21 protein-coding genes are annotated in these 19,839 nt (G+C 48.5%); 12 read left to right on the forward strand and 9 right to left on the reverse strand.

Annotated elements, in window-relative coordinates; translation table 11 throughout:
* Positions 1-24: 24 nt before the first annotated feature.
* From HHL16_RS19900 to HHL16_RS19910, 3 genes are read left to right on the forward strand one after another with little or no spacing between them, the layout of a single operon-like run.
* A complete protein-coding gene (locus HHL16_RS19900; RefSeq protein ID WP_169427094.1) occupies positions 25-1,557 on the forward strand; it encodes an NAD(P)(+) transhydrogenase (Re/Si-specific) subunit beta in 1,533 nt (510 codons plus the stop codon).
* 11 nt (positions 1,558-1,568) lie between these two features.
* Positions 1,569-2,966 carry an RNA methyltransferase gene (locus HHL16_RS19905; RefSeq protein ID WP_169427095.1) on the forward strand — a complete coding sequence of 466 codons (1,398 nt, stop codon included), beginning with the start codon at positions 1,569-1,571 and terminating at the stop codon, positions 2,964-2,966.
* Between the two features lie 39 nt (positions 2,967-3,005).
* Complete coding sequence (locus HHL16_RS19910) at positions 3,006-4,037, forward strand: LysM peptidoglycan-binding domain-containing protein (protein WP_169427096.1); 1,032 nt, start codon at positions 3,006-3,008, stop codon at positions 4,035-4,037.
* A gap of 15 nt (positions 4,038-4,052) precedes the next feature.
* On the opposite strand, the gene fmt is transcribed toward HHL16_RS19910, so the two are convergent.
* On the reverse strand, positions 4,053-4,991 hold the full coding sequence (gene fmt / locus HHL16_RS19915) for a methionyl-tRNA formyltransferase (protein ID WP_240966273.1): 939 nt from the start codon (positions 4,989-4,991) through the stop codon (positions 4,053-4,055).
* A gap of 21 nt (positions 4,992-5,012) precedes the next feature.
* Positions 5,013-6,308 carry a DUF1343 domain-containing protein gene (locus HHL16_RS19920; protein WP_240966274.1) on the reverse strand — a complete coding sequence of 432 codons (1,296 nt, stop codon included), beginning with the start codon at positions 6,306-6,308 and terminating at the stop codon, positions 5,013-5,015.
* Positions 6,309-6,452: 144 nt separating this feature from the next.
* On the opposite strand from HHL16_RS19920, the gene HHL16_RS19925 reads away from it, so the two are divergent.
* Positions 6,453-6,905, forward strand: a complete 453-nt coding sequence (locus HHL16_RS19925; RefSeq protein WP_169427098.1) for a peptidylprolyl isomerase — start codon at positions 6,453-6,455, stop codon at positions 6,903-6,905.
* Between the two features lie 103 nt (positions 6,906-7,008).
* Positions 7,009-7,632: a hypothetical protein gene (locus tag HHL16_RS19930; RefSeq protein ID WP_169427099.1), complete on the forward strand. Its 624-nt coding sequence runs from the start codon at positions 7,009-7,011 to the stop codon at positions 7,630-7,632.
* Between the two features lie 65 nt (positions 7,633-7,697).
* Here the strand turns inward: HHL16_RS19930 and HHL16_RS19935 are convergent, their stop codons facing one another.
* A complete protein-coding gene (locus HHL16_RS19935; RefSeq protein WP_169427100.1) occupies positions 7,698-8,552 on the reverse strand; it encodes a type II CAAX endopeptidase family protein in 855 nt (284 codons plus the stop codon).
* A gap of 38 nt (positions 8,553-8,590) precedes the next feature.
* Here HHL16_RS19935 and pepT point away from each other — a divergent pair, with 38 nt between their 5' ends.
* Complete coding sequence (pepT, locus tag HHL16_RS19940) at positions 8,591-9,838, forward strand: peptidase T (RefSeq protein WP_169427101.1); 1,248 nt, start codon at positions 8,591-8,593, stop codon at positions 9,836-9,838.
* Here the strand turns inward: pepT and HHL16_RS19945 are convergent.
* On the reverse strand, positions 9,835-10,800 hold the full coding sequence (locus HHL16_RS19945) for a YpdA family putative bacillithiol disulfide reductase (RefSeq protein ID WP_169427102.1): 966 nt from the start codon (positions 10,798-10,800) through the stop codon (positions 9,835-9,837). The two genes, pepT and HHL16_RS19945, sit on opposite strands and share 4 nt — an antisense overlap.
* 80 nt (positions 10,801-10,880) lie before the next feature.
* Between HHL16_RS19945 and HHL16_RS19950 the strand changes: the two genes are divergently transcribed.
* The 3 genes from HHL16_RS19950 to HHL16_RS19960 all read left to right on the forward strand — a co-directional run bounded on the left by HHL16_RS19950 (position 10,881) and on the right by HHL16_RS19960 (position 13,029).
* Positions 10,881-11,816, forward strand: a complete 936-nt coding sequence (locus tag HHL16_RS19950) for an SPFH domain-containing protein (RefSeq protein WP_169427103.1) — start codon at positions 10,881-10,883, stop codon at positions 11,814-11,816.
* 85 nt (positions 11,817-11,901) lie between these two features.
* Positions 11,902-12,600: a MotA/TolQ/ExbB proton channel family protein gene (locus HHL16_RS19955; RefSeq protein ID WP_169427104.1), complete on the forward strand. Its 699-nt coding sequence runs from the start codon at positions 11,902-11,904 to the stop codon at positions 12,598-12,600.
* Positions 12,601-12,630: 30 nt separating this feature from the next.
* Positions 12,631-13,029, forward strand: coding sequence for a biopolymer transporter ExbD (locus HHL16_RS19960; RefSeq protein WP_169427105.1), 399 nt, complete (start codon positions 12,631-12,633; stop codon positions 13,027-13,029).
* Here HHL16_RS19960 and prmC read toward each other — a convergent pair.
* Positions 13,016-13,921 (reverse strand): peptide chain release factor N(5)-glutamine methyltransferase, encoded by a 906-nt coding sequence (gene prmC / locus HHL16_RS19965; RefSeq protein WP_240966275.1) that lies wholly within the window; start codon positions 13,919-13,921, stop codon positions 13,016-13,018. The genes HHL16_RS19960 and prmC overlap by 14 nt on opposite strands.
* A gap of 59 nt (positions 13,922-13,980) precedes the next feature.
* Here prmC and ribD point away from each other — a divergent pair, with 59 nt between their 5' ends.
* Both ribD and HHL16_RS19975 read left to right on the forward strand, forming a co-directional pair.
* Complete coding sequence (gene ribD / locus HHL16_RS19970; RefSeq protein ID WP_240966276.1) at positions 13,981-15,054, forward strand: bifunctional diaminohydroxyphosphoribosylaminopyrimidine deaminase/5-amino-6-(5-phosphoribosylamino)uracil reductase RibD; 1,074 nt, start codon at positions 13,981-13,983, stop codon at positions 15,052-15,054.
* Positions 15,055-15,059: 5 nt separating this feature from the next.
* A complete protein-coding gene (locus tag HHL16_RS19975; protein WP_169427106.1) occupies positions 15,060-15,668 on the forward strand; it encodes a YigZ family protein in 609 nt (202 codons plus the stop codon).
* On the opposite strand, the gene HHL16_RS19980 is transcribed toward HHL16_RS19975, so the two are convergent.
* The 4 genes from HHL16_RS19980 to HHL16_RS19995 form a co-directional block, all read right to left on the reverse strand.
* On the reverse strand, positions 15,669-16,355 hold the full coding sequence (locus HHL16_RS19980) for a DUF1361 domain-containing protein (RefSeq protein ID WP_169427107.1): 687 nt from the start codon (positions 16,353-16,355) through the stop codon (positions 15,669-15,671).
* Positions 16,352-16,729, reverse strand: a complete 378-nt coding sequence (locus tag HHL16_RS19985; RefSeq protein WP_169427108.1) for a diacylglycerol kinase family protein — start codon at positions 16,727-16,729, stop codon at positions 16,352-16,354. Before HHL16_RS19985 ends, HHL16_RS19980 begins: the two co-directional genes overlap by 4 nt.
* 292 nt (positions 16,730-17,021) lie before the next feature.
* Complete coding sequence (locus HHL16_RS19990; protein ID WP_169427109.1) at positions 17,022-17,918, reverse strand: 3-hydroxybutyryl-CoA dehydrogenase; 897 nt, start codon at positions 17,916-17,918, stop codon at positions 17,022-17,024.
* 61 nt (positions 17,919-17,979) lie between these two features.
* Entirely contained in the window at positions 17,980-18,618 is a 639-nt protein-coding gene (locus HHL16_RS19995) for a carboxypeptidase-like regulatory domain-containing protein (RefSeq protein WP_169427110.1), read from the reverse strand.
* Positions 18,619-18,722: 104 nt separating this feature from the next.
* Here HHL16_RS19995 and HHL16_RS20000 point away from each other — a divergent pair, with 104 nt between their 5' ends.
* Positions 18,723-19,823 (forward strand): Mrp/NBP35 family ATP-binding protein, encoded by a 1,101-nt coding sequence (locus HHL16_RS20000; protein WP_169427111.1) that lies wholly within the window; start codon positions 18,723-18,725, stop codon positions 19,821-19,823.
* The last annotated feature ends 16 nt before the right edge of the window (positions 19,824-19,839 follow it).

The raw sequence follows: 19,839 nt of genomic DNA on the forward strand, positions 1-19,839 counted from the left end.
TTGTAAAAACTGAACCGGAATACAATGCTCGATATAAACATACTTTCGCTCATATACCTGATAGCATCCGTTACTTTCATTATCGGCCTTAAAATGCTGAGCCATCCGGCTTCTGCCCGCAAAGGCAATCTGGTAGCGGCTTTCGGCATGGGCCTCGCCATCATCGGAACCATCTTTCTGTATCGTGATGATAATGGCAACAAGCTCCACAACTATGCATGGATCTTCTCCGGACTACTGGTCGGAGGCATCATCGGAACACTCTCCGCCAAAAAAGTGAAGATGACGGCCATGCCGGAAATGGTGAGCCTTTTCAACGGAATGGGTGGCGCCTGTGCTGCACTCATCTCCATGATCGAATTCGGACATTTTGCGAAGATGGGTTATCTCGATACCATCGTTCAATCATACGAAGCAGGAGAAGTGGTGCAGGATGCCATTCTCACACGCCCTGTTCCCATCGAAACACTGCTCACCATCTTTGCCGGACTGGTAATCGGAACGGTATCATTTGCCGGGTCGATGATCGCCTGGGGCAAACTCAACGGCAAGATCAAAGACTTCTCTTTCAAAGGTCAACATATCGTAAACCTGGTGCTGTTCACAGCAGTGCTGGCATTATCGGCTTACCTCATTGTGATTGTTGCTACGGTAGAACCCAGGCCCGATCCCAATATCGACGTAATTGTTCCGAAACAACTTGGCTCTGCGCCACTGATATTATTCTACCTCACATTCGCACTGGCCATCGTGTACGGTATCTTCTTCGTGATGCCGATCGGTGGTGCGGATATGCCGGTAGTGATCTCATTGCTCAACTCCTTCACAGGGGTGGCCGCAGCCTGCGGTGGCTTCCTGTACGACAATAATGTAATGCTCACAGGTGGTATCCTCGTAGGTGCCGCAGGTACATTGCTTACCATCCTCATGTGCAAGGCCATGAACCGTTCGCTGAAGAACGTACTCATCGGATCTTTCGGCGCAAAGAATACTGCAGGTGGCGGTGGCGGAAGCAAAGATCAGGGAGCGTACAAAGAGATCACACTCAGCGATGCCGCAGTACTGATGAGCTATGCCAACAAAGTGATGATTGTTCCGGGGTATGGTCTCGCTGTAGCCCAGGCCCAGCATGCCTGCCATGAGTTGGAGAAACTGCTCGAAAGCAAAGGCGTAACTGTAAAATATGCTATCCACCCGGTGGCTGGCCGCATGCCCGGACATATGAACGTGCTGCTCGCTGAAGCCGACGTGAGCTACGATAAACTCGAAGAAATGGAGCAGGCAAACGAAGAGTTCCCTACAACCGATGTAGTATTGATACTCGGCGCCAACGATGTGGTGAACCCTGCTGCCAAAACAGATCCTTCTTCCCCCATCTATGGCATGCCCATACTCGATGTGGAGCTGGCGAAAAATGTGATAGTGAACAAGCGTAGTATGAAACCCGGATATGCCGGCATTGAAAATGATCTTTTCTTCCAACCCAAAACTTCTATGTTGTTTGGCGACGCCAAAAAGGTGTTGCAGGATCTGATCAGTGAGATCAAAAACTTATAATGGGGAGCAAAATGGAATTACCGGTTGCATTGCTGCAATCGCTGGAAGGAGTACCCGGCTTCAACAAAGAATCATTCGAAGCCATTCACCGCTCCGGTGAACAGGTAACTTCTGTACGGATCAATCCCGCCAAAGCCGCACTGCTGGCCGATGGCATGGAAAGTTTCAGAATCAGTCTGCCCGTCAGCGGCAGCATTCCATGGACCAGCAACGGATTTTATCTTTCAGAACGGCCATTCTTTACATTCGATCCTTTACTGCATGCAGGCGCTTACTACGTGCAGGAGGCGAGCAGCATGTTTGTTGAACAGGCTATGAAGCAGACACTCGATCTGCATTCGAAGCTTCGTGTGCTCGACGGCTGCGCCGCACCCGGAGGCAAGAGCACACATCTTCAATCGCTCATCTCGGCAGACAGCCTGCTGGTGAGCAATGAAGTGATCAAGACCCGTGCGTCGATTCTCGAAGAGAACCTCGTGAAATGGGGAGGAGCGAATGTGATAGTCACCAATAATGATCCGGCTGATTTCAGCGGACTGAAAAATTTCTTCGATGTGCTGGTGATCGATGCGCCCTGCAGCGGCAGTGGTCTCTGGAGGCGCGAACCCGAAGCAATCGGAGAGTGGAGCCCGCATGCGGTGCAGCTTTGCAGTCAGCGCCAGCAGCGGATTCTGGCCGATTACTATCCCGCACTCGCAGAAGGCGGCACACTCATCTACAGCACCTGTTCTTATTCCAAAGAAGAAGATGAACAGATACTCGACTGGCTGATGCAAAATTTCGAGCTGGAATCGTTGCCGATCCAAACAGACCCATCGTGGGGAGTGGTTACAGTACAAAGTTCCGAAGCAAAAGCATTCGGGTATCGTTTCTTTCCAGATAAGTTGAAAGGCGAAGGATTTTTTCTCGCCTGCTTCCGCAAAAAAGACGGCGATCAGTTCCACTACAAACCCTCCAAAAAATCGAAGCTGCAAAAGGCCTCAAAGGCAGAAGCGGCGGCCATCATGCCCTGGCTGAAGCCCGATGCATTTGTGCAGCTGTGGAAACAGCAGGAACAGGTACTGGCATTTCCTGCATTATTGGAACAGGAATTGCAGGTGGTTGCAGATCATCTGTACATCCGCTCGGCAGGCATCACCGTAGGAAAACTGGCAGGGCAACAGCTGATACCAGATCATGCACTGGCCATGAGCACGCTGTTGCAGCCTTCAATTGTTGCGGTATCGTTAAAAAAGGAAGACGCGTTACAATATTTGAGGAAGGAACAAGTTATCATACCAGACGCACCTGCAGGATGGGCTTTGGTGAAATACGAAAACCTGCCTTTAGGATGGGTTAAGATACTTCCCGGCAGGCTCAACAATTACTATCCTTCATCCTGGCGAATTCTGAAAAGCGGAAACAATTAATAATATTCTACATTTGCACGGTTACGAAATAAGCAACCTATGACAAGCATCAGAGGATTTCTTTTTATCTGTGGTATTTTATTGGTTCAGTTGTTGAAGGCACAGAACCCGCTGATTGTTCAGGGAGCTACTCCGCAATTGTACCTGGTACATACGGTGGTGGCGAAAGAGAACTGGTACAGTGTGGGAAGGATTTACAACCAGAGCCCGAAAGATATTGCTCCTTTCAATGGCACTTCTCTGGAGAAGCCATTGGCGATTGGGCAGCATTTGAAAATTCCTCTGAATGCAATGAACCTGTCTCAGGATGGATCGAAAGCAGCCGACGAAGTGCTGGTTCCATTGCACCACGTAGTGGCCGATAAAGAGTGGATGTACCGCATCAGCATCGGACATAACAAAGTACCTATCGCCAATCTCGAAAAATGGAATGGCCTCACCAACGACCAGCTGAAAGCAGGCATGAAGGTGATCGTAGGATACCTGAAAGTGAAAACCGGCCAGAGCCCACTGGTGGCAATGGCTACCAATAAACCTGTAACCGGCGAACCTGTTGCGAAGAATGATCCTCCTCAGCAACCTGCCAAAGATCCTGTGAAGGAGCCGGCAAAAGAACCGGAAGTGATTTCAAATCCTCCTGTTACCAGACCTCCGGATCCGGTTAAAACCGAGCCCACTCCGGTAAAAGAGCCGGTGAGGGAAGAACCGAAACCTGCTGGTCCGGCTACAACAGAGCCTGCTCCATCCAACAACACACCTGCGAATTTCAAAGGCGGTTATTTCAGAAGCAGTTACAGCAATTCCGGAAAAGGAACTGCCGGCAATGCCGCTATCTTCCGCAGCAACAGCGGATGGAAAGATGGCAAGTACTACGCGCTGATGAACAATGTGCCGGTGGGCACAATCGTAAAAGTATCTTTCTCTTCTACCAATAAAACAGTGTACGCAAAAGTATTGGGGCAACTTCCTGAAATGAAGGAGAACGTAGGTCTCAATCTCCGTCTCAGCGACGCCGCAGCATCTGAACTGGGCGCCACCAACGGAAAATTCTATGTGAATGCTGAATGGTAATCAGCCATTGAAATGTCAGAAGCGGTAACCGCGGAGGAAATCTTCAACAGTCATTCTTTTCTTGCCTTCCAGCTGCAGTTCCAGCACATGGATGTAGCCATCTGATGTTGCAAACTTCAAAAAAGTTTTGTGATCGGTGAGCACTGCGCCGGGATGCAACTCTGGTTGCTGATGTTCTTTGCTGGCGCGGAAGATCTTGAGGGTCTTATCCTGCAGATGCGTGAAAGCGCTGGGGTAGGGCGATAATCCTCTGATGAGATCGAATACCTGATCTGTTTTCATTTCCCAGTTGATCTTCGCAGTTTCAGTAAAGAGTTTGGGTGCATGTTTCAGATCGGCTTCATTGGCAACAGTTTGCTGAGGTATTGGTTTGATGCTGCCTTCGGCCAGTTGCTGAACGGTACGAACCAACAGATCTGCTCCGATATTTTTCATGGTATCATGTACATCACCTGCGGTATCATTATCTCCGATGGCGAACTTTTCCTGCAAAAGAATATTGCCTGTATCGATGGCGTGCTGCAATTGAAAAGTAGTAACGCCGGTATATTTTTCTCCGTTGATCACAGCCCAGTTGATGGGCGCTGCACCGCGATAATGCGGCAGCAATGATCCGTGTACATTCAACGTGCCCATGGGCGGCATGTTCCATACAACTTCCGGCAGCATTCGGAAAGCCACTACGATCTGCAGATCTGCCTGCAATTTTTGCAATGCTTCGAGAAACTGCGGATCGCGTAATTTTTCGGGTTGCAGCAGATTGAGTCCGCGTTCGGCTGCGTATTTTTTTACGGCACTCTCCGTGAGTTTCATGCCGCGGCCTGCGGGCTTGTCAGGCGCTGTAACAACTCCAACGATATTGGCTCCTGCCTGAATCAGTGCATCCAGCGATGCCACTGCAAATTCAGGTGTTCCCATGAAAACGATTCTTAACTCCTCAAATGATTTTTGCATAGCAATTTGTTGTGTACCGGTTTAGAAATCGGCGTATATCAAATATTTTTTTCTGATGGTTTTGAAACGGCTCAGTGCGGGTTCCCAGCTGGCGCGGATCTCCGCTTCTGTTTTTCCTTCTTTTATCTGTTGCTGCAATTGTGAATTGCCGGCGAGCTTGTTGAAGAAGCTTCCATTGGTGAGGAAGAAGGAATCTTTTTTTGGAAACAGTTTGTATGCTTCGAGCAGCCATTTCAGCTGGATCTTTCCGTCGATCTGATGCAGTACTTCTCCGGGAGTTCCATTGATCTCCCATCCATAACAAAGCTGATCTTTCAGCTTGGGATTGGTAGCGCCCGGAACACCGCGCGGGGTAAAGCTTTGCAGAGAATTGGGTAATGATGGATGGCCGAATAACTGAAAAGGTTTTGGCGTGCCACGGCCTTCGCTTAACACTGTGCCTTCGAAGAAACAGGTACTGGGGTAGCAGTAGATACTTTGAATATCCGGCAGGTTGGGAGAGGGTTTTACGGGAAGCACATATTTTTTTGAATGATCATAACCGTTGCAGGGCACGATGATCATGCGGTATGGCGTTGCTTTTTTGGTGATCATTCCCAGATCATGCCATGTATCGAGTATCTCTGTTACCACACCACCGCGGACGCTGGCTTCTTTGATCCATTTTTCTCCGGCTACCATTCTGGCATATTCACCGATGGTCATGCCATAAACGATGGGCACGCGTTGCATGCCTACGAAACTGCGATAGGTTGTATCGAGTACAGGGCCATCCACATAGAATCCGTTGGGATTGGGTCTGTCGAGTATGATCAGTGGAATTTTGTTTTCAAATGCTGCGGCCATGTATTCTTCCAGCGAAGAAATATAGGTGTAGAACCTTGTGCCCACATCCTGAATATCGAAGAGCATGAGATCCACGCCGCGCAGATCTTCTTTGGAAGGTCTGCGTTTGCTGCCATAGAGTGATACTACGGGGATGCCGGTAGCAGCATCGGTATAGTTGCCTACTTTTTCGCCGGCATCTGCTGTGCCACGGAAACCATGTTCGGGACCGAAAACCACTTTGATATCAACGCCCAGTTTGTGGAGCGAATCTACCAGATTCTGTGTGCCTATGGTGGAAGTATGATTGGCAAAAACTGCAATACGCTTGCCTTTCAGGAGAGGCAGGTAAAGGTCGGACCGGTCTGCAGCCGGATGAATATCACGGATTTGTTCCGCTGCGCTTTTGATTTTTCTGTACTGGTTCTGCCGGGCAAAACTGCCGGTTGCGGCCGTCATCGCCATCAGTAAAATCACCACTGTTTTCTGCATTGATTTCATTTTCATTTCAATGCCCAAATATAGGTACAAACCGGCGCTGTACATGCAATTGAAAGGCTGCGTGAGGCCCGAATTCAGTTTTGGCGGGGACCAATTATTCCTGTTACTTTGTAGCATACCTAAAAAAACTACAATATGCAACAAGCTAAGAACGGCGATACAGTGAAAGTGCATTATCATGGTCGCTTAACCGATGGTACTACCTTCGATTCTTCAGAAGGCAGAGAGCCATTGGAATTCCAGTTGGGAAGCGGTTCAGTGATCGCCGGTTTCGATCAGGGTATTGAAGGCATGGGACTTGGTGAGAAGAAAACGATCAATATTCCGGTTGAACAGGCTTATGGTCCAAAAGATCAGGGAATGATCGTTGAATTCCCGATTGCAAATTTCCCTCCGGATATGAAACCCGAAATTGGCATGAACCTGAACATGACTAACGGAGCCGGACAAATGATCCCTGTAGTGATCACAGCAGTTAGCGCCGAAACAGTTACACTCGATGCCAACCATCCGCTCGCAGGTCAGGATCTGATCTTCGATATCGAACTCGTAGCAATCGACAGCCCCAGCCGCATCATCATGCCTTAATTGGCAGATCTACGGCGGAAAAGCTGCAAAAAACATAGTAGAATCCCGGTATTGTACAATACCGGGATTTTTTATAGTTTGGCAGCAAAGAATAACAATCCCTATGAAAGCCTCTAAACAGCTTGGCCTCACTCTGTGCGTATGCCTCATGTGTTTCACTTCCTTCTCTCAGGACACAGCCGCTATTTCCCAAAGAGCTAAATTTTATGCCGACAGCATGTGCCGCTCCTATTTTTATGAGGGATGGCAGGCCTTTTCGGACCTTACCATGTACAGCGCCATCAAATATTACGGAGGGAAAGATGCCTACACTTCACATTTCAAGATGCTCTATTTCCACAATGCACCCGACAAGGACGTTGACAAACCAGAGCAGACATCGATGATCACCCTCATGAACAAGGGAACAGATGAATGGCAGTGCGTACTGGAAAAAATCAGGTTCACACAAATCGACAACCGAAGGGCAAGGATCTATTCCTACCTCGTTGGCCAATCGAAAGATGATGGCGATACCTGGAAATTTGTGGATGCCGGACAAAACTCCGAAAAGAATATCATCTACATTTTCCCGGATGTATTCGGCACACTGGCCATTCCGGAATACAGAGTAGTGTATGAAGATGAAGAAGCAGCAAAGATCGCCGAAGCCGAACGTGCCGCCGCAAAAGCTGCTGAAGCCGCCAAAGCAAAACCGGTGAAACGCGCTACCCCAAAGAAAAAGTGACGATAAATAATTTCATTAACGGTTAGATGGATCGCCCCTGTAGTGCCCTGAGCTGCAGGGGTTTTTTAGGTGTTGTCCGCAGCCTTTCTTTTTTCAAAGGCGAGGTACAATATCATGATGGAAACCAGCGACAATACAGTGAACAGTATGGACCCCTCGAACCCGAAACTGCCTCCCGTGAGCAACGGATTACCGTGCAGTTCCGGTTGCAGCACATTGTTGATATCGAGCCCGCTTACTTCGTAACCGAGTACCGGTCCCTGAATGAAATTCCATCCGAAATGGAAGGCAATGGAGAACCAGAGATTTTTAGTGTAGATATAATTCAGTCCGAGTAAAACACCGGCGATGAAGAGATTGAATATGGCAATCACATTGATGCCTGCATTGCTTGCATGCATCACGGCAAAGAGCAGGGCACTGATGGCAAGCGCCGCCCATTGGTTGGTAACGGTGAGCAGGTTATTGAGAATATAGCCTCTGTACACCATCTCTTCTCCGAAGGCTACGAGCAGCATAAATCCAAACAGCAGAAAAAAGTTGCCCGCATCGAAGGCCCAGTCTGTCCATAGCAGGTTTCCGCTGGCAAAGAGAATGAGTGTGCCGATGCCCATGATGGCGATGGCCAGCATCAAACCCAGCAATGCATCTTTGGTAATGGGGATCAGTCCGAGTGAAGGCACGGACTTCTTATCGAGCAATATTCTGAAAAGCGATACCAGCAGCAGGCTTACGAGCGCATTCAGCACTAATATTTTCATGGTGATGCTGCTCATGGTTTCGGGCGAAACCTGTATTTGTCTGGTCACCATCATCATGCCTAATACCGTTCCGATCACCGTAAAACAGATCACATAGGCAAGAATAAAGAGCAGGATTCGTATCCATCCGTTCCTGATTGCAGGTAATGGTTCCTTCATCTGTTGGTTTTAATATATCTTGCCAAAAATACAATTCCATGTTCGATAAGTATGCATTTACCGTTAAGGAAAAATTCCTGCAATATGTAACCATCGATACGCAGAGTGATCCGCATTCGAAAACATCGCCATCCACAGATAAGCAGTTTACGCTGAGTCGCCTGCTGGCAAAGGAATTGGTGGCGATGGGCATCGCAGATGCAGCAGTTGATCAGTACGGATATGTGTACGCCACCATTCCTTCCAATACTGAGAAGAATGTGCCGGTGATCTGTTTCTGCTCTCACGTAGATACAGCGCCGGATTGCACGGGAGCGAATGTAAAACCTATCGTACATGAAAATTATACCGGTGCTGCTATTGTGCTGCCCGACGATCCCACACAGGTGATCACCGTTGAAGAACATCCTTACCTGCGCCAGCGTATCGGCGATGATATCATTACCGCAAGCGGCACCACTTTGCTGGGTGCTGATGATAAGGCAGGCGTAGCCATCATCATGGATATGGCCAATTACCTCATCACTCATCCCGAAGTGAAACATGGTGCCATCCGCATTCTCTTTACAACAGACGAAGAAATCGGACGTGGTGTAGACAACGTAAATATGCAGCAACTCGGCGCTCAGTTCGGCTACACGCTCGATGCTGGCGAGCGCGGCGTAATTGAAGATGAAACCTTTTCGGCAGACGCAGCCACTTTCACTTTTCATGGCGTGAGCGCTCACCCCGGTTACGGAAAAGACAAACTGGTGAATGCCATTAAAGTGGCCTCTGCATTTATCGATTCGCTGCCCAACGACGAACTCTCTCCCGAAACAACCGATGGCCGTTATGGATTTGTTCATCCGGTACATATCGAAGGCATCGGCGAAAAAGTGAATGTAGAATTCATTCTCCGCGATTTCAATACAGGCAAGCTCGCTGCTTATGCAGAATATTTGCAGGATAAAGCAGAAATGACCATTAAGAAATTCCCCGGAGCCAGCTTTGCCATGAACGTGAAAGAGCAATACCGGAACATGAAAGAAGTGCTGGATCAGCATCCGCAGGTGGCGGAGTTTGCGAAACTTGCCATCGCACGTGCAGGAATGGAAGTGATTGCATCGAGCGCACGAGGCGGCACCGACGGATCGAGACTGAGTTTCATGGGACTGCCTTGCCCGAATCTATTCACCGGTGAGATGGCCTTTCACGAAAAACATGAGTATGTGAGTGTGCAGGATATGCAGAAAGCAGTGGAAACGATTGTGCATCTTGCAGCAATCTGGGAAGAGAAAGCCTAACGGCGGAGAATGGCGTCGATGATCATGCCCGCATGTATGCGAGAGTTCTCGATGAACCACACGTGCGTATTCATCCCTCCGCAAACAACACCTGCGAGATAGATTCCCGGCAGATTGCTTTCCATGGTGTTGGGATCATAGACGGGTTGTCTTGTTTCATCATCCGACAACTGTATGCCAATATCGGTGAGGAAGCGAAAGTCGGGCTGGTAGCCCGTCATAGCGATCACATAATCGTTGGGGATGGTTACTGTTCCATCGGGTGTTTGAATATCCACTTCGTTTTCTCTGATGGCACTAAGCGATGAATTGAAGAATGCATCTACACTGCCTTCTTTGATGCGGTTTTCGATATCGGGTTTCACCCAGTATTTCACACGTTTGCCGATGGAATTGTCTCTAACGATCATGGTTACCTGCGCACCTTTGCGGTAAGTTTCGAGTGCGGCATCCACAGCCGAGTTATTTGCGCCCACCACCACTACGCGCTGCATGGCGTAGAAATGCGGGTCTTTGTAGTAGTGTGTTACTTTGGGGAGATCTTCTCCGGGCACATTCATCAATACGGGTATGTCATAGAACCCGGTAGCAATTATGATGTAGGTGGATAGGTATTGCTGTCGGCTGCTTGTTACAGTATAACCGGCGTCTGTGCGGAGGATGCCCGTTACGCGTTCCTGCAACCGGATATTCACTTCATTGGAAGTGGCCACCCGGCGGTAATATTCCAATGCTTCGGGCCGGGTAGGTTTCACATTGTTGGAAACGAAGGGAATACCGCCAATCTCGATCTTTTCGGAAGTGGAGAAGAAGGTCATGTTACTGGGGTAGTGGTACAGCGAATTCACCAGGCATCCCTTTTCGAGAATGCAGTAACTGAGCTTTGCTTTGGCTGCTTCGAGTGCACAGGCAAGGCCGATGGGGCCGCCTCCTACAATTATAAGATCATACCGATTTTCCATAGCCGACTGATTATCCCAAAGATACCCACGCACTCTTTTCTCTGATCAAAAAAATGTATTTTGGTGCAAATTATTTGTTTATGCAACAGCTTTTGTCCAGCTACTGGTGGGTGATAGTAATTGTTCTGCTTGTTTTTGCAGGGCTCAAAACCATCAATCAGGGCTTTATCGGAGTGGTTACCATGTTCGGAAAATACCGTCGTGTGATCAGGCCGGGTCTGAATCTGCTGATCCCGTTCTTTGAGCAGATCAGCCGCAAAGTGAGTATCCAGAACCGGTCTGTAGAAATGGAATTCCAGGCAGTGACTGCAGATCAGGCCAATGTATACTTCAAAAGCATGTTGCTGTATGCTGTGCAGAATGCAGATGAAGAGACCATCAAAAAAGTTGCCTTCAAATTCCTCAGCGAGCGCGATCTGATGCAGGCGCTCACGCGTACCATCGAAGGGACCATCCGTTCGTTCGTGGCCACGAAGCGACAGGCAGAAATTCTGGGTCTCCGCAAAGAAATAGTGGAATACGTGAAAGAGCAGATCGATCATCTGCTCGAAGACTGGGGATACCATCTGCTCGATCTTCAGATCAACGACATTACATTCGATAAAGCCATCATGGACAGTATGAGCAAAGTGGTGGCCAGCAATAACCTTAAAGCAGCAGCCGAAAATGAAGGACAGGCATTGCTGATCACCAAAACCAAATTCGCAGAAGCGGAAGGTAATGCCATCAAGATCGCAGCAGAAGCGGAGCGTCAGGCAGCACAGCTGCGTGGACAGGGTGTGGCATTGTTCCGCGAAGAAGTGGCCAAGGGTATGAGCCAGGCAGCAGAGCAAATGAAACAGGCCAATCTCGATACCAATGTGATCCTCTTCAGCATGTGGACGGAAGCCATCAAAAATTTTGCAGAAGTAGGAAAAGGCAATGTGATCTTCCTCGACGGAAGCAGTGAAGGCATGCAAAAAACAATGGGGCAGATCATGGGCATGTTGCAGATGAAACCCGTTAACGACAAGTGATCATAACAAACTTTTAAGAAATATATAAACAGGTGCAAGCGTTTTAGGCACGCATTTGATTACATTTACAGCTAAATCAAACTGGATGAATTGGTTCTTCTTACAGATTGGAGCAGCATCTGATACCCTCAACAAGGTGGTTGGTGCTACGGCTAACGCTGAACATTCAATGAACATAATGGATCTGCTTACAAAGGGTGGAGCGCTGATGATCCCCCTGGCACTGTTGCTTGTACTGGCTGTTTTCTTCTTCTTTGAAAGATTGATAGCTATCCGCAAAGCAAGCAATATCGATCCTAATTTCATGAATATCATCCGCGACAATATCCTCAGCGGAAATGTGCAGGCGGCCCGCTCCCTCGCAAAGAACACACCCAATCCTGTTGCAAGAATGATCGATAAAGGATTGCAGCGTATCGGCAAACCCATCGATGCCATCGAAAAAAGCATGGAGAATGTAGGAAAGCTCGAAGTGTACAAGATGGAGAAGAATCTCTCCGTTCTCTCTCTGGTGTATGGCATTGCGCCGATGTTCGGCTTCCTTGGAACTATATTTGGAATGTTGCAGTTGTTCTACAATATCAATGCCTCCGGTGATTTTACGCCTGCACAGATTGCGGGTGGTATCTACACCAAGATGATCACATCGGCTTCCGGTCTGATCATTGGTCTGCTGGCTTATGTGGGCTATAATTTCCTGAATGCACAGATCGACAAGAATGTGAACAGGATGGAAGCCGCCAGCGCAGAGTTCATCGATATTTTACAGGAGCCTACGCGATAAGCAGGCATCCACACTGAAAAACATCATCTCATGAATTTAAGAAGAAGATTGCGATCACATCAGGAGCTGCATGCAGGTGCGTTGAACGACATCCTGTTTATTCTCCTGTTCTTCTTCCTGATCGTTTCTACCATCGCCAATCCCAATATCGTGAAGGTGAACAATCCCAAGGGCACCAAAGACACGAAGGCGAAACAGCATATCACTATTTCCATCGACAAGGATCAGAAGTTCTATCTGGGTACAAAGATGATCGATCAGACGATGATCGACACCATGCTCAAAGCGGAGATCCATAAATTCAAATTGAGCATCGATACACCGGTGGTGGTGATCAATGCAGATACTATTTCTTATTACGGCGAAGTGTTCCGCATCATGCGCATCTCAAAGAATGCCGGTGCTAAAGTGGTGGCTAACGTGAAGTAAGCCCGGATGCTTTGATCATTCTGTCTTTCCCCTGCATATCGCGTATTAGTTGGGTCTGAGCAAATCCATATTGGCTGAAAAGCTGCATGGTGGCGGGCCCCAGGTCTTCATGGATCTCTGCGTATACAGTTCCGCTGCGGGCGAGTTTTGTTTGCGCAAGCTCGGCAATGGCGCGATAGAAAGTAAGCGGATCCTCGTTGCTGACGAAGAGTGCGAGATGTGGTTCGTATTCCAGCACATTGGTGTGCATGGAGGACTGATCGCTTTCCGGAATGTATGGAGGATTGCTTACGATGATATCAACCTCCGGCAGTTGCTGCCATAATGTAGCGTCTAAAATATCCTGCTGAATGAATTGAATTGCTGTTCCCAAATCTTTTGCATTCTTGCCAGCTACTTCCAATGCGCCGGCGCTCACATCGCAGGCATAAATTGTTGCCTGAGGAAGATTGTGTTTGAGTGAAATGGGAATGCAGCCGCTACCCGTTCCGATATCGATGATGCGAAGCGCAGATGCTGCATTGCTATGGTCTTCGATGATCAGATTCACCAGTTCTTCTGTTTCGGGGCGGGGGATGAGTACGTGCTCGTTTACATAGAACCGTAAGCCATGGAACCAGCTTTCGTGCAGCACATACTGAACAGGGCGATGTCGAATGAGCTCGGAATTGTAATGCTTCAGTGTTTCGATCTGTGCTGGACTTAACAGGTTTTCTGTTTTCACAATCCGATCCACGCGGCTGAGGCTGGTAAGGCTTTCCAGCACCCAGTCTGTAATGTTTGCGGCTTCGCGCGTGTCGTACACTGCGCTCAGTTCTGCCATCAGAAATTGTTTGGCTTCCCGGAGGGTCATGCGGCAAAGATAAGGGCCCGGCGGCTTCCGGCCTGCCATAACCGTGGAATGCGTTATATTTGCTGCGCGCAAGCCTTCATTCCTTCTATATTTTCTAAATGAGTTATTATCCATCATCCCATCAGGTGCATGAAATTTTCATGCAGCGCTGCCTCGAACTGGCTGTTCTGGGAGCAGGGCATGTTGCGCCCAATCCTATGGTGGGTGCGGTGCTGGTGCATAATGGACGCATCATCGGAGAAGGATATCATATGAAGTATGGCGAAGCGCATGCAGAGGTGAATTGCATCAACAGTGTGGCATCGGAAGATCAGCATCTGATCGGTGAGAGTGTGATCTATGTTTCGCTGGAGCCCTGCGCACATCACGGCAAAACGCCGCCCTGCGCGGATCTGATCATCCGCCATAAGATTCCGAAAGTAGTGGTGGGATGCCGTGATCCGTTTCCTGAAGTAGATGGCAAAGGCATCGAAAAACTGCGTGCAGCCGGCATCGATGTAATTATAGGTGTTTGCGAAGAAGCCGCTAAAGCGCTCAATAAAAGATTTTTCACGTACCATACGGCCTGGAGGCCTTATGTGACACTCAAGTGGGCACAAACGGCGGATGGATATATCGCCGGTATTCCCGGTGAACGGCTGCTGATCAGCAATGCCCTCACCAACCGTTTTGTACATCAATGGAGATCGGAAGAAGCAAGTATCCTTGTCGGCACCAACACTGCCATGCAGGATGATCCGCAGCTCAATACCCGCTACTGGCAGGGCACCGATCCCGTAAAACTGGTGGTGGATCTCGATCTTCGACTGCCTTCCTCACTCAAACTCTTCAATGGCAATGCACGCACCATCGTGTTCAATGCCTTGAAGCACGGCGAAGAAGAAAACATTTTCTTTTACGAAGTGGAACGCAGAAAGAAACTGGTTCCGCAATTGCTGCAGGCGCTCTATAAGCTCAGGCTGAACAGCGTACTGGTAGAAGGCGGAGCCGTACTGCTGCAGTCTTTCATAGATGCAGGATTATGGGATGAAGCGCGCGTGATCACCAATACCGCGCTCACAGCAGGGACCGGACTTCCGGCACCGCAACTGGCGCAGGCAACCATGGTGCAAACCGAACAAATTCAAACAGACATTATTCAGGTCTTCAGCAGACCGGTGGCTACATTATGACAACAATGATTGAACAGGACTTCTATAGTACCATCGAGAAATCAGGCATCGCGGAATTCAAAGACCGTGGCAGCAAGTTTATCGGATATGCGTTTCCGATATCGAGTGTAGACGACTTCAAGAAAAGGCTCGAAGAAGTAAAGAAAGAACATCCGAAAGCTACGCATCACTGCTTTGCTTACCGCCTGGGTACAGATAAGAACGTTTATCGTGTGAGCGACGATGGCGAGCCATCCGGCACCGCCGGCAAGCCTATCCTCGGCCAGATAGACAGCAAAATGCTCACCGATACCCTCATTGTTGTGGTGCGTTATTATGGTGGCACACTGCTCGGCGTGCCCGGATTGATCAACGCCTACAAAAGCACCGCGAGCATGGTGCTGCAGGTAACGCCCGCCATTCAGAAAGCCATCGAAGCCAATTACACGCTCACATTCGATTATACCATGATGAATGATGTAATGATGATAGTGAAGCAAACCAACTGCACAGTGATAGAGCAGGAAGCGATGCTGTTCTGCCGCATTGTTATCGGTATCCCCAAAGCCAGACTGGATGAGGCTTTGTACAGATTCGGAGATATCCGCGGAGTTGAGATAAAGAAGGATGCCTGATCAACGGATCGCTCTGCTCAGCTGCTTCAGTGTTACATACATCAGCGTCATCATAACAGAAAAGCAAAGCACCATTCCCCACGCATATTTGTTTTCCATCGGATGCAGCAGCATCGGAAAAATATCTGCCAGCAACTGAAAAGGATTGGATACCAGATCCCATGTATTGAATCGCAGGAACCTTCCGATATACACGCCCCATGCATTGAGGAACATCACGGGCGCGATAAACCACCAATCCTTCACTTTCGGAAAACGAACCATCCAACATTTCTCCATCTGGCGAACGGACAGAAGCCCCATCAGCAGGCCATTCCAGGCGCAGCTCATATACAATGCAAGATCGTACCAGTGCGGCACATCGGGGTTCTGATGCAAATGAAAAAGATCGGTGATAATGTAAAATGAGTTGGGCACCCAGAAAATCCAGAGCAGGAACGCGATCACAAAATTCAACCTGGATGCTGCCCATTTCGGCTCTCTGCTCATGGTACGCGTGATGAGGTAGGGGAGACTTCCAAGAAATAAATTCCAGATCATGAAGAGTGAGTAGATCTTGCCTGTATAACCCACTCTCGCCAGAATCAGTGCGATGCTGAAAAGTATTGAAACAACCAGTGTTTTTTCATATTCTCTTGCCACTAAAGCATGCCTTTTTACATTCAGGCCAGATTGTATAACACTCATAATATTGCCAGTATTTTAGGAATGAAAATGATAGCGCCCGCAACGAGCGCAGTGATGGCTGCTACCAGTACGGCGGCAGCGCCGAGGTCTTTGATCACTTTTATTTGAGGAAGTCTTTCTTTGGATATGAAGTCCATCGTGCGTTCGATGCAGGTGTTGAACAGCTCCGCCATCCAGACGATACCGATGCAAAAAACAAGTGCGATCCATTCTGTACGGCTCACCTGAAAGAACATCCCTGCGCCGATGGCAGCCAGGCTGGCCACCAAATGCAGCCAGGAATTATGCTCTTTCTGCAACAGCGCCCGCAGCCCGCTGATGGCATAACCGAAACTGCGCAGTCTGGCAGCAATGGAAAATTGTTGATTGCTCATGACCTTCTGTTTGATGAAAGAAAAACCGATTTTCTCTTTTTTAAAAGTACTTTGCAATTCAAAGTAAAGAAGGTTTTCTAACATGAGCAAGCAAAAAAGAACGGGTGTTCCATTTTTAACATTTGGAACACCCGTTTGCGGCTGAATCAGCCTGAGGATTATTTAAGACACCGGATCGGTGCTTTGCTTGCTATTATTATTACTGGCTTCGTTTCTTTGCAGAAGATTTCTGTGGTTGGCGCCGGAGGCAGGTTGAGTCTGCTTCTGTTCAGCCATGCAATATAGTATGGTTTTATTTGCTGAATCTTGAACTAACTACCAGATCCTTGCTGCCCGCAGTGTATTTGTAAAACCCTTCGCCGCTTTTTACGCCGAGGTAACCTGCAGTAACCATATTGGTGAGCAGTGGGCATGGAGCATATTTCGGATTGCCGAATCCATCGTGCAATACGTTGAGGATAGAGTAACAAACATCGAGTCCGATGAAATCCGCCAGCTGCAATGGTCCCATGGGATGGGCCATGCCGAGCTTCATCACGGTATCGATGGCTTCAACATCAGCCACACCTTCGTACAGGCTGTAAATAGCTTCGTTGATCATCGGCATCAGAATGCGGTTGGCGATGAAACCGGGATAATCGTTCACCACACAAGGCACTTTACCCAGTTGCTTGCTGAGGGCAACAATGAGGTCGGTCACTTCTTTATCGGTAGCATATCCATTGATGATCTCTACCAGTTTCATTACCGGTACAGGATTCATGAAGTGCATGCCGATCACTTTATTGGGGCGTTTGGTAACGGCGGCAATCTTAGTGATGGAAATGGAAGATGTATTGGTAGCCAGCACTGCGTTGGGATTGGAAGCTTCGTCGATCTGTTTGAAGATCTTCAGTTTCAGTTCTGTATTTTCTGTTGCGGCTTCAACAATCAGTTCAGCAGTGCGAACTCCTTCTTCAATGGAATTGAAGGTGGTGATCCTGCCGAGCGCTTCTTTTTTCTGCTCCTCGGTAGCGCCGCCTTTTGCAATCTGACGATCAAAGTTTTTGGTGATTGTGGTGATGGCTTTCTCCAGCTGTGCCTGGTTTACATCTACCAGGTTCACTTTAAATCCGCTTTGTGCAAATACGTGTGCAATGCCGTTGCCCATAGTGCCTGCGCCTATGACGGCTACCTGTTGTACTGACATACATTATTTTTTAATCACCTGAAAAGTTCAGGCGGGGCAAATGTAGCCAAAAAACTAACAGTTATTTGTTTTTGAAATCACCCCTTTTCCAGGCATTTACGAACTCGGCCCAGGCGAAAGGATTGAAGATATTCTGGGGAGGCGCCTGTCCGTAATAGTAGTAACGGCTGGCATTGTTGCGGAGCATCATGCCACTGGCTTCCCGTCCGTCGGTAGGAAGGGTGCGGGCCAGAATGCGGCGTTTGGATTCATCATTATTCTGACGGGCTATCTCAAGGGCATCAGCCGGAACCTGAATATTTACGAAGTCGCGCTCAAACTCCTCCCGCGTAGGGCGGGGTTTGATGATGGTGGCAGGCAGGTGTTCAGCATCCTGCACCAGCAACTGGATCATGCTGTACTGATTGCCTTCGATATTTCTGGGAATTTCAGCCAGTTTTGGCTTGTAACCGATCGAAGTGAACTCGATCACGTCTCCTTTCATTACTACAATGGAGAATACACCCTGTTCGTTACTCACTGTACCGCGGTTCTGACCTTTAATTACGATACTCACCGAAGGAATACCCCTCAGACTGTCAGCCGTCATCACAATCCCGTACAACTGTACTACGGAATCTTTCAGTTTCTCAAATTGGGCGTTGGCCGCAAATGGAGCAATGATGCTGACTACCAACAGGATTAGTAAATGTCTTTTCATGCAATTCAAATATACAGACAATGAATAAAATACACTCAACAAAATACCCTTGTTAATGGTTAATTTTGCAGCCAATTGATTCTTTTAACAAAATAACTAGACTGATGACCCCGGAGCAAATATTAAAGGCTTTGAGCAATGTACAGGAGCCTGATCTTGGTAAAGACTTAGTGACACTCAATATGGTAAAGGACATTGCCATCACCGGGAACAATGTTTCTTTCACTGTTGTGCTCACCACTCCGGCCTGCCCCATGAAGGACCTCATCCGCAATGCCTGCGTAAATGCAGTGAAGCTGCTGGTGAATAAAGAGGCCAATGTAACCGTGAATTTCACTGCCAATACGAGCAGCACCAGAAAAGACACACAGAGCGTTCTCCCTAAAGTAAAAAATATCATTGCCGTAGTGAGCGGTAAAGGTGGAGTAGGAAAGAGCACCGTTGCTGCCAACCTGGCGCTGGCCATCGCAACCAGCGGAGCTTCTGTAGGATTGATGGATGCCGATATTTACGGCCCCAGCGTTCCCATCATGTTCGGCGTAAGAGGGCAGCGACCCATGATGCGCCCCGTGGAAGGAAGCGACAAGGGTATGATTGTTCCCCTCGAAAAATTCGGCATCAAACTGATGAGCATCGGACTGCTCGTAGATGAAAAAAATGCCGTGGTTTGGCGCGGACCGATGGCCAGCAGCGCCATCCGTCAATTTGCCACCGATGTGGATTGGAATGAACTGGATTATCTCGTAATAGATATGCCCCCCGGCACCGGCGATATTCACCTCACCCTGATGCAGACCGTACCAGTAACCGGCGTAGTGGTGGTAACCACCCCGCAGGAGGTGGCCCTGGCCGATGCTAAAAAAGGGATCGCCATGTTCGGTCAGGCTCAGATCAAAGTGCCTATCATCGGCCTGGTTGAAAACATGAGTTACTTCACACCCGCAGAACTGCCTGAAAACAAATACTACATCTTCGGTAAAGAAGGTGGCAAGAATTTGGCAGAGGAATATGATATTCCTTTCCTCGGTCAGATTCCGCTGGTACAAAGTATCCGCGAAGGCGGTGATAACGGAATTCCTATCATGGCCGGCGACGATAACGTAACCAAGAGAGCATTCATGGAATTTGCTGCCAATGCTATCCGCAGCATCGCTATGCGCAATGCAAACCTTGGCGCTACCAAAGTGGTTGAAGTGATCGAGTAATAGTTTTCAAAAAAAT

Source organism: Pseudoflavitalea sp. G-6-1-2 (assembly GCF_012927185.1).
Taxonomy (GTDB): Bacteria; Bacteroidota; Bacteroidia; order Chitinophagales; family Chitinophagaceae; genus Pseudobacter.

Coding starts and splice junctions, on each gene's coding strand:
- HHL16_RS19910 (WP_169427096.1), top strand. CDS start 3,006: ATGACAAGCATCAGAGGATTTCTTTTTATCTGTGGTATTTTATTGGTT.
- HHL16_RS19960 (WP_169427105.1), top strand. CDS start 12,631: ATGAATTTAAGAAGAAGATTGCGATCACATCAGGAGCTGCATGCAGGT.
- HHL16_RS19955 (WP_169427104.1), top strand. CDS start 11,902: ATGAATTGGTTCTTCTTACAGATTGGAGCAGCATCTGATACCCTCAAC.
- HHL16_RS19930 (WP_169427099.1), top strand. CDS start 7,009: ATGAAAGCCTCTAAACAGCTTGGCCTCACTCTGTGCGTATGCCTCATG.
- HHL16_RS19920 (WP_240966274.1), bottom strand. CDS start 6,308: ATGCAGAAAACAGTGGTGATTTTACTGATGGCGATGACGGCCGCAACC.
- HHL16_RS19925 (WP_169427098.1), top strand. CDS start 6,453: ATGCAACAAGCTAAGAACGGCGATACAGTGAAAGTGCATTATCATGGT.
- fmt (WP_240966273.1), bottom strand. CDS start 4,991: ATGCAAAAATCATTTGAGGAGTTAAGAATCGTTTTCATGGGAACACCT.
- HHL16_RS19950 (WP_169427103.1), top strand. CDS start 10,881: ATGCAACAGCTTTTGTCCAGCTACTGGTGGGTGATAGTAATTGTTCTG.
- HHL16_RS19995 (WP_169427110.1), bottom strand. CDS start 18,618: ATGAAAAGACATTTACTAATCCTGTTGGTAGTCAGCATCATTGCTCCA.
- prmC (WP_240966275.1), bottom strand. CDS start 13,921: ATGGCAGGCCGGAAGCCGCCGGGCCCTTATCTTTGCCGCATGACCCTC.
- HHL16_RS19985 (WP_169427108.1), bottom strand. CDS start 16,729: ATGAGCAATCAACAATTTTCCATTGCTGCCAGACTGCGCAGTTTCGGT.
- HHL16_RS19935 (WP_169427100.1), bottom strand. CDS start 8,552: ATGAAGGAACCATTACCTGCAATCAGGAACGGATGGATACGAATCCTG.
- HHL16_RS19945 (WP_169427102.1), bottom strand. CDS start 10,800: ATGGAAAATCGGTATGATCTTATAATTGTAGGAGGCGGCCCCATCGGC.
- pepT (WP_169427101.1), top strand. CDS start 8,591: ATGTTCGATAAGTATGCATTTACCGTTAAGGAAAAATTCCTGCAATAT.
- HHL16_RS19980 (WP_169427107.1), bottom strand. CDS start 16,355: ATGAGTGTTATACAATCTGGCCTGAATGTAAAAAGGCATGCTTTAGTG.
- HHL16_RS19975 (WP_169427106.1), top strand. CDS start 15,060: ATGATTGAACAGGACTTCTATAGTACCATCGAGAAATCAGGCATCGCG.
- HHL16_RS20000 (WP_169427111.1), top strand. CDS start 18,723: ATGACCCCGGAGCAAATATTAAAGGCTTTGAGCAATGTACAGGAGCCT.
- HHL16_RS19900 (WP_169427094.1), top strand. CDS start 25: ATGCTCGATATAAACATACTTTCGCTCATATACCTGATAGCATCCGTT.
- HHL16_RS19990 (WP_169427109.1), bottom strand. CDS start 17,918: ATGTCAGTACAACAGGTAGCCGTCATAGGCGCAGGCACTATGGGCAAC.
- HHL16_RS19905 (WP_169427095.1), top strand. CDS start 1,569: ATGGAATTACCGGTTGCATTGCTGCAATCGCTGGAAGGAGTACCCGGC.
- ribD (WP_240966276.1), top strand. CDS start 13,981: ATGAGTTATTATCCATCATCCCATCAGGTGCATGAAATTTTCATGCAG.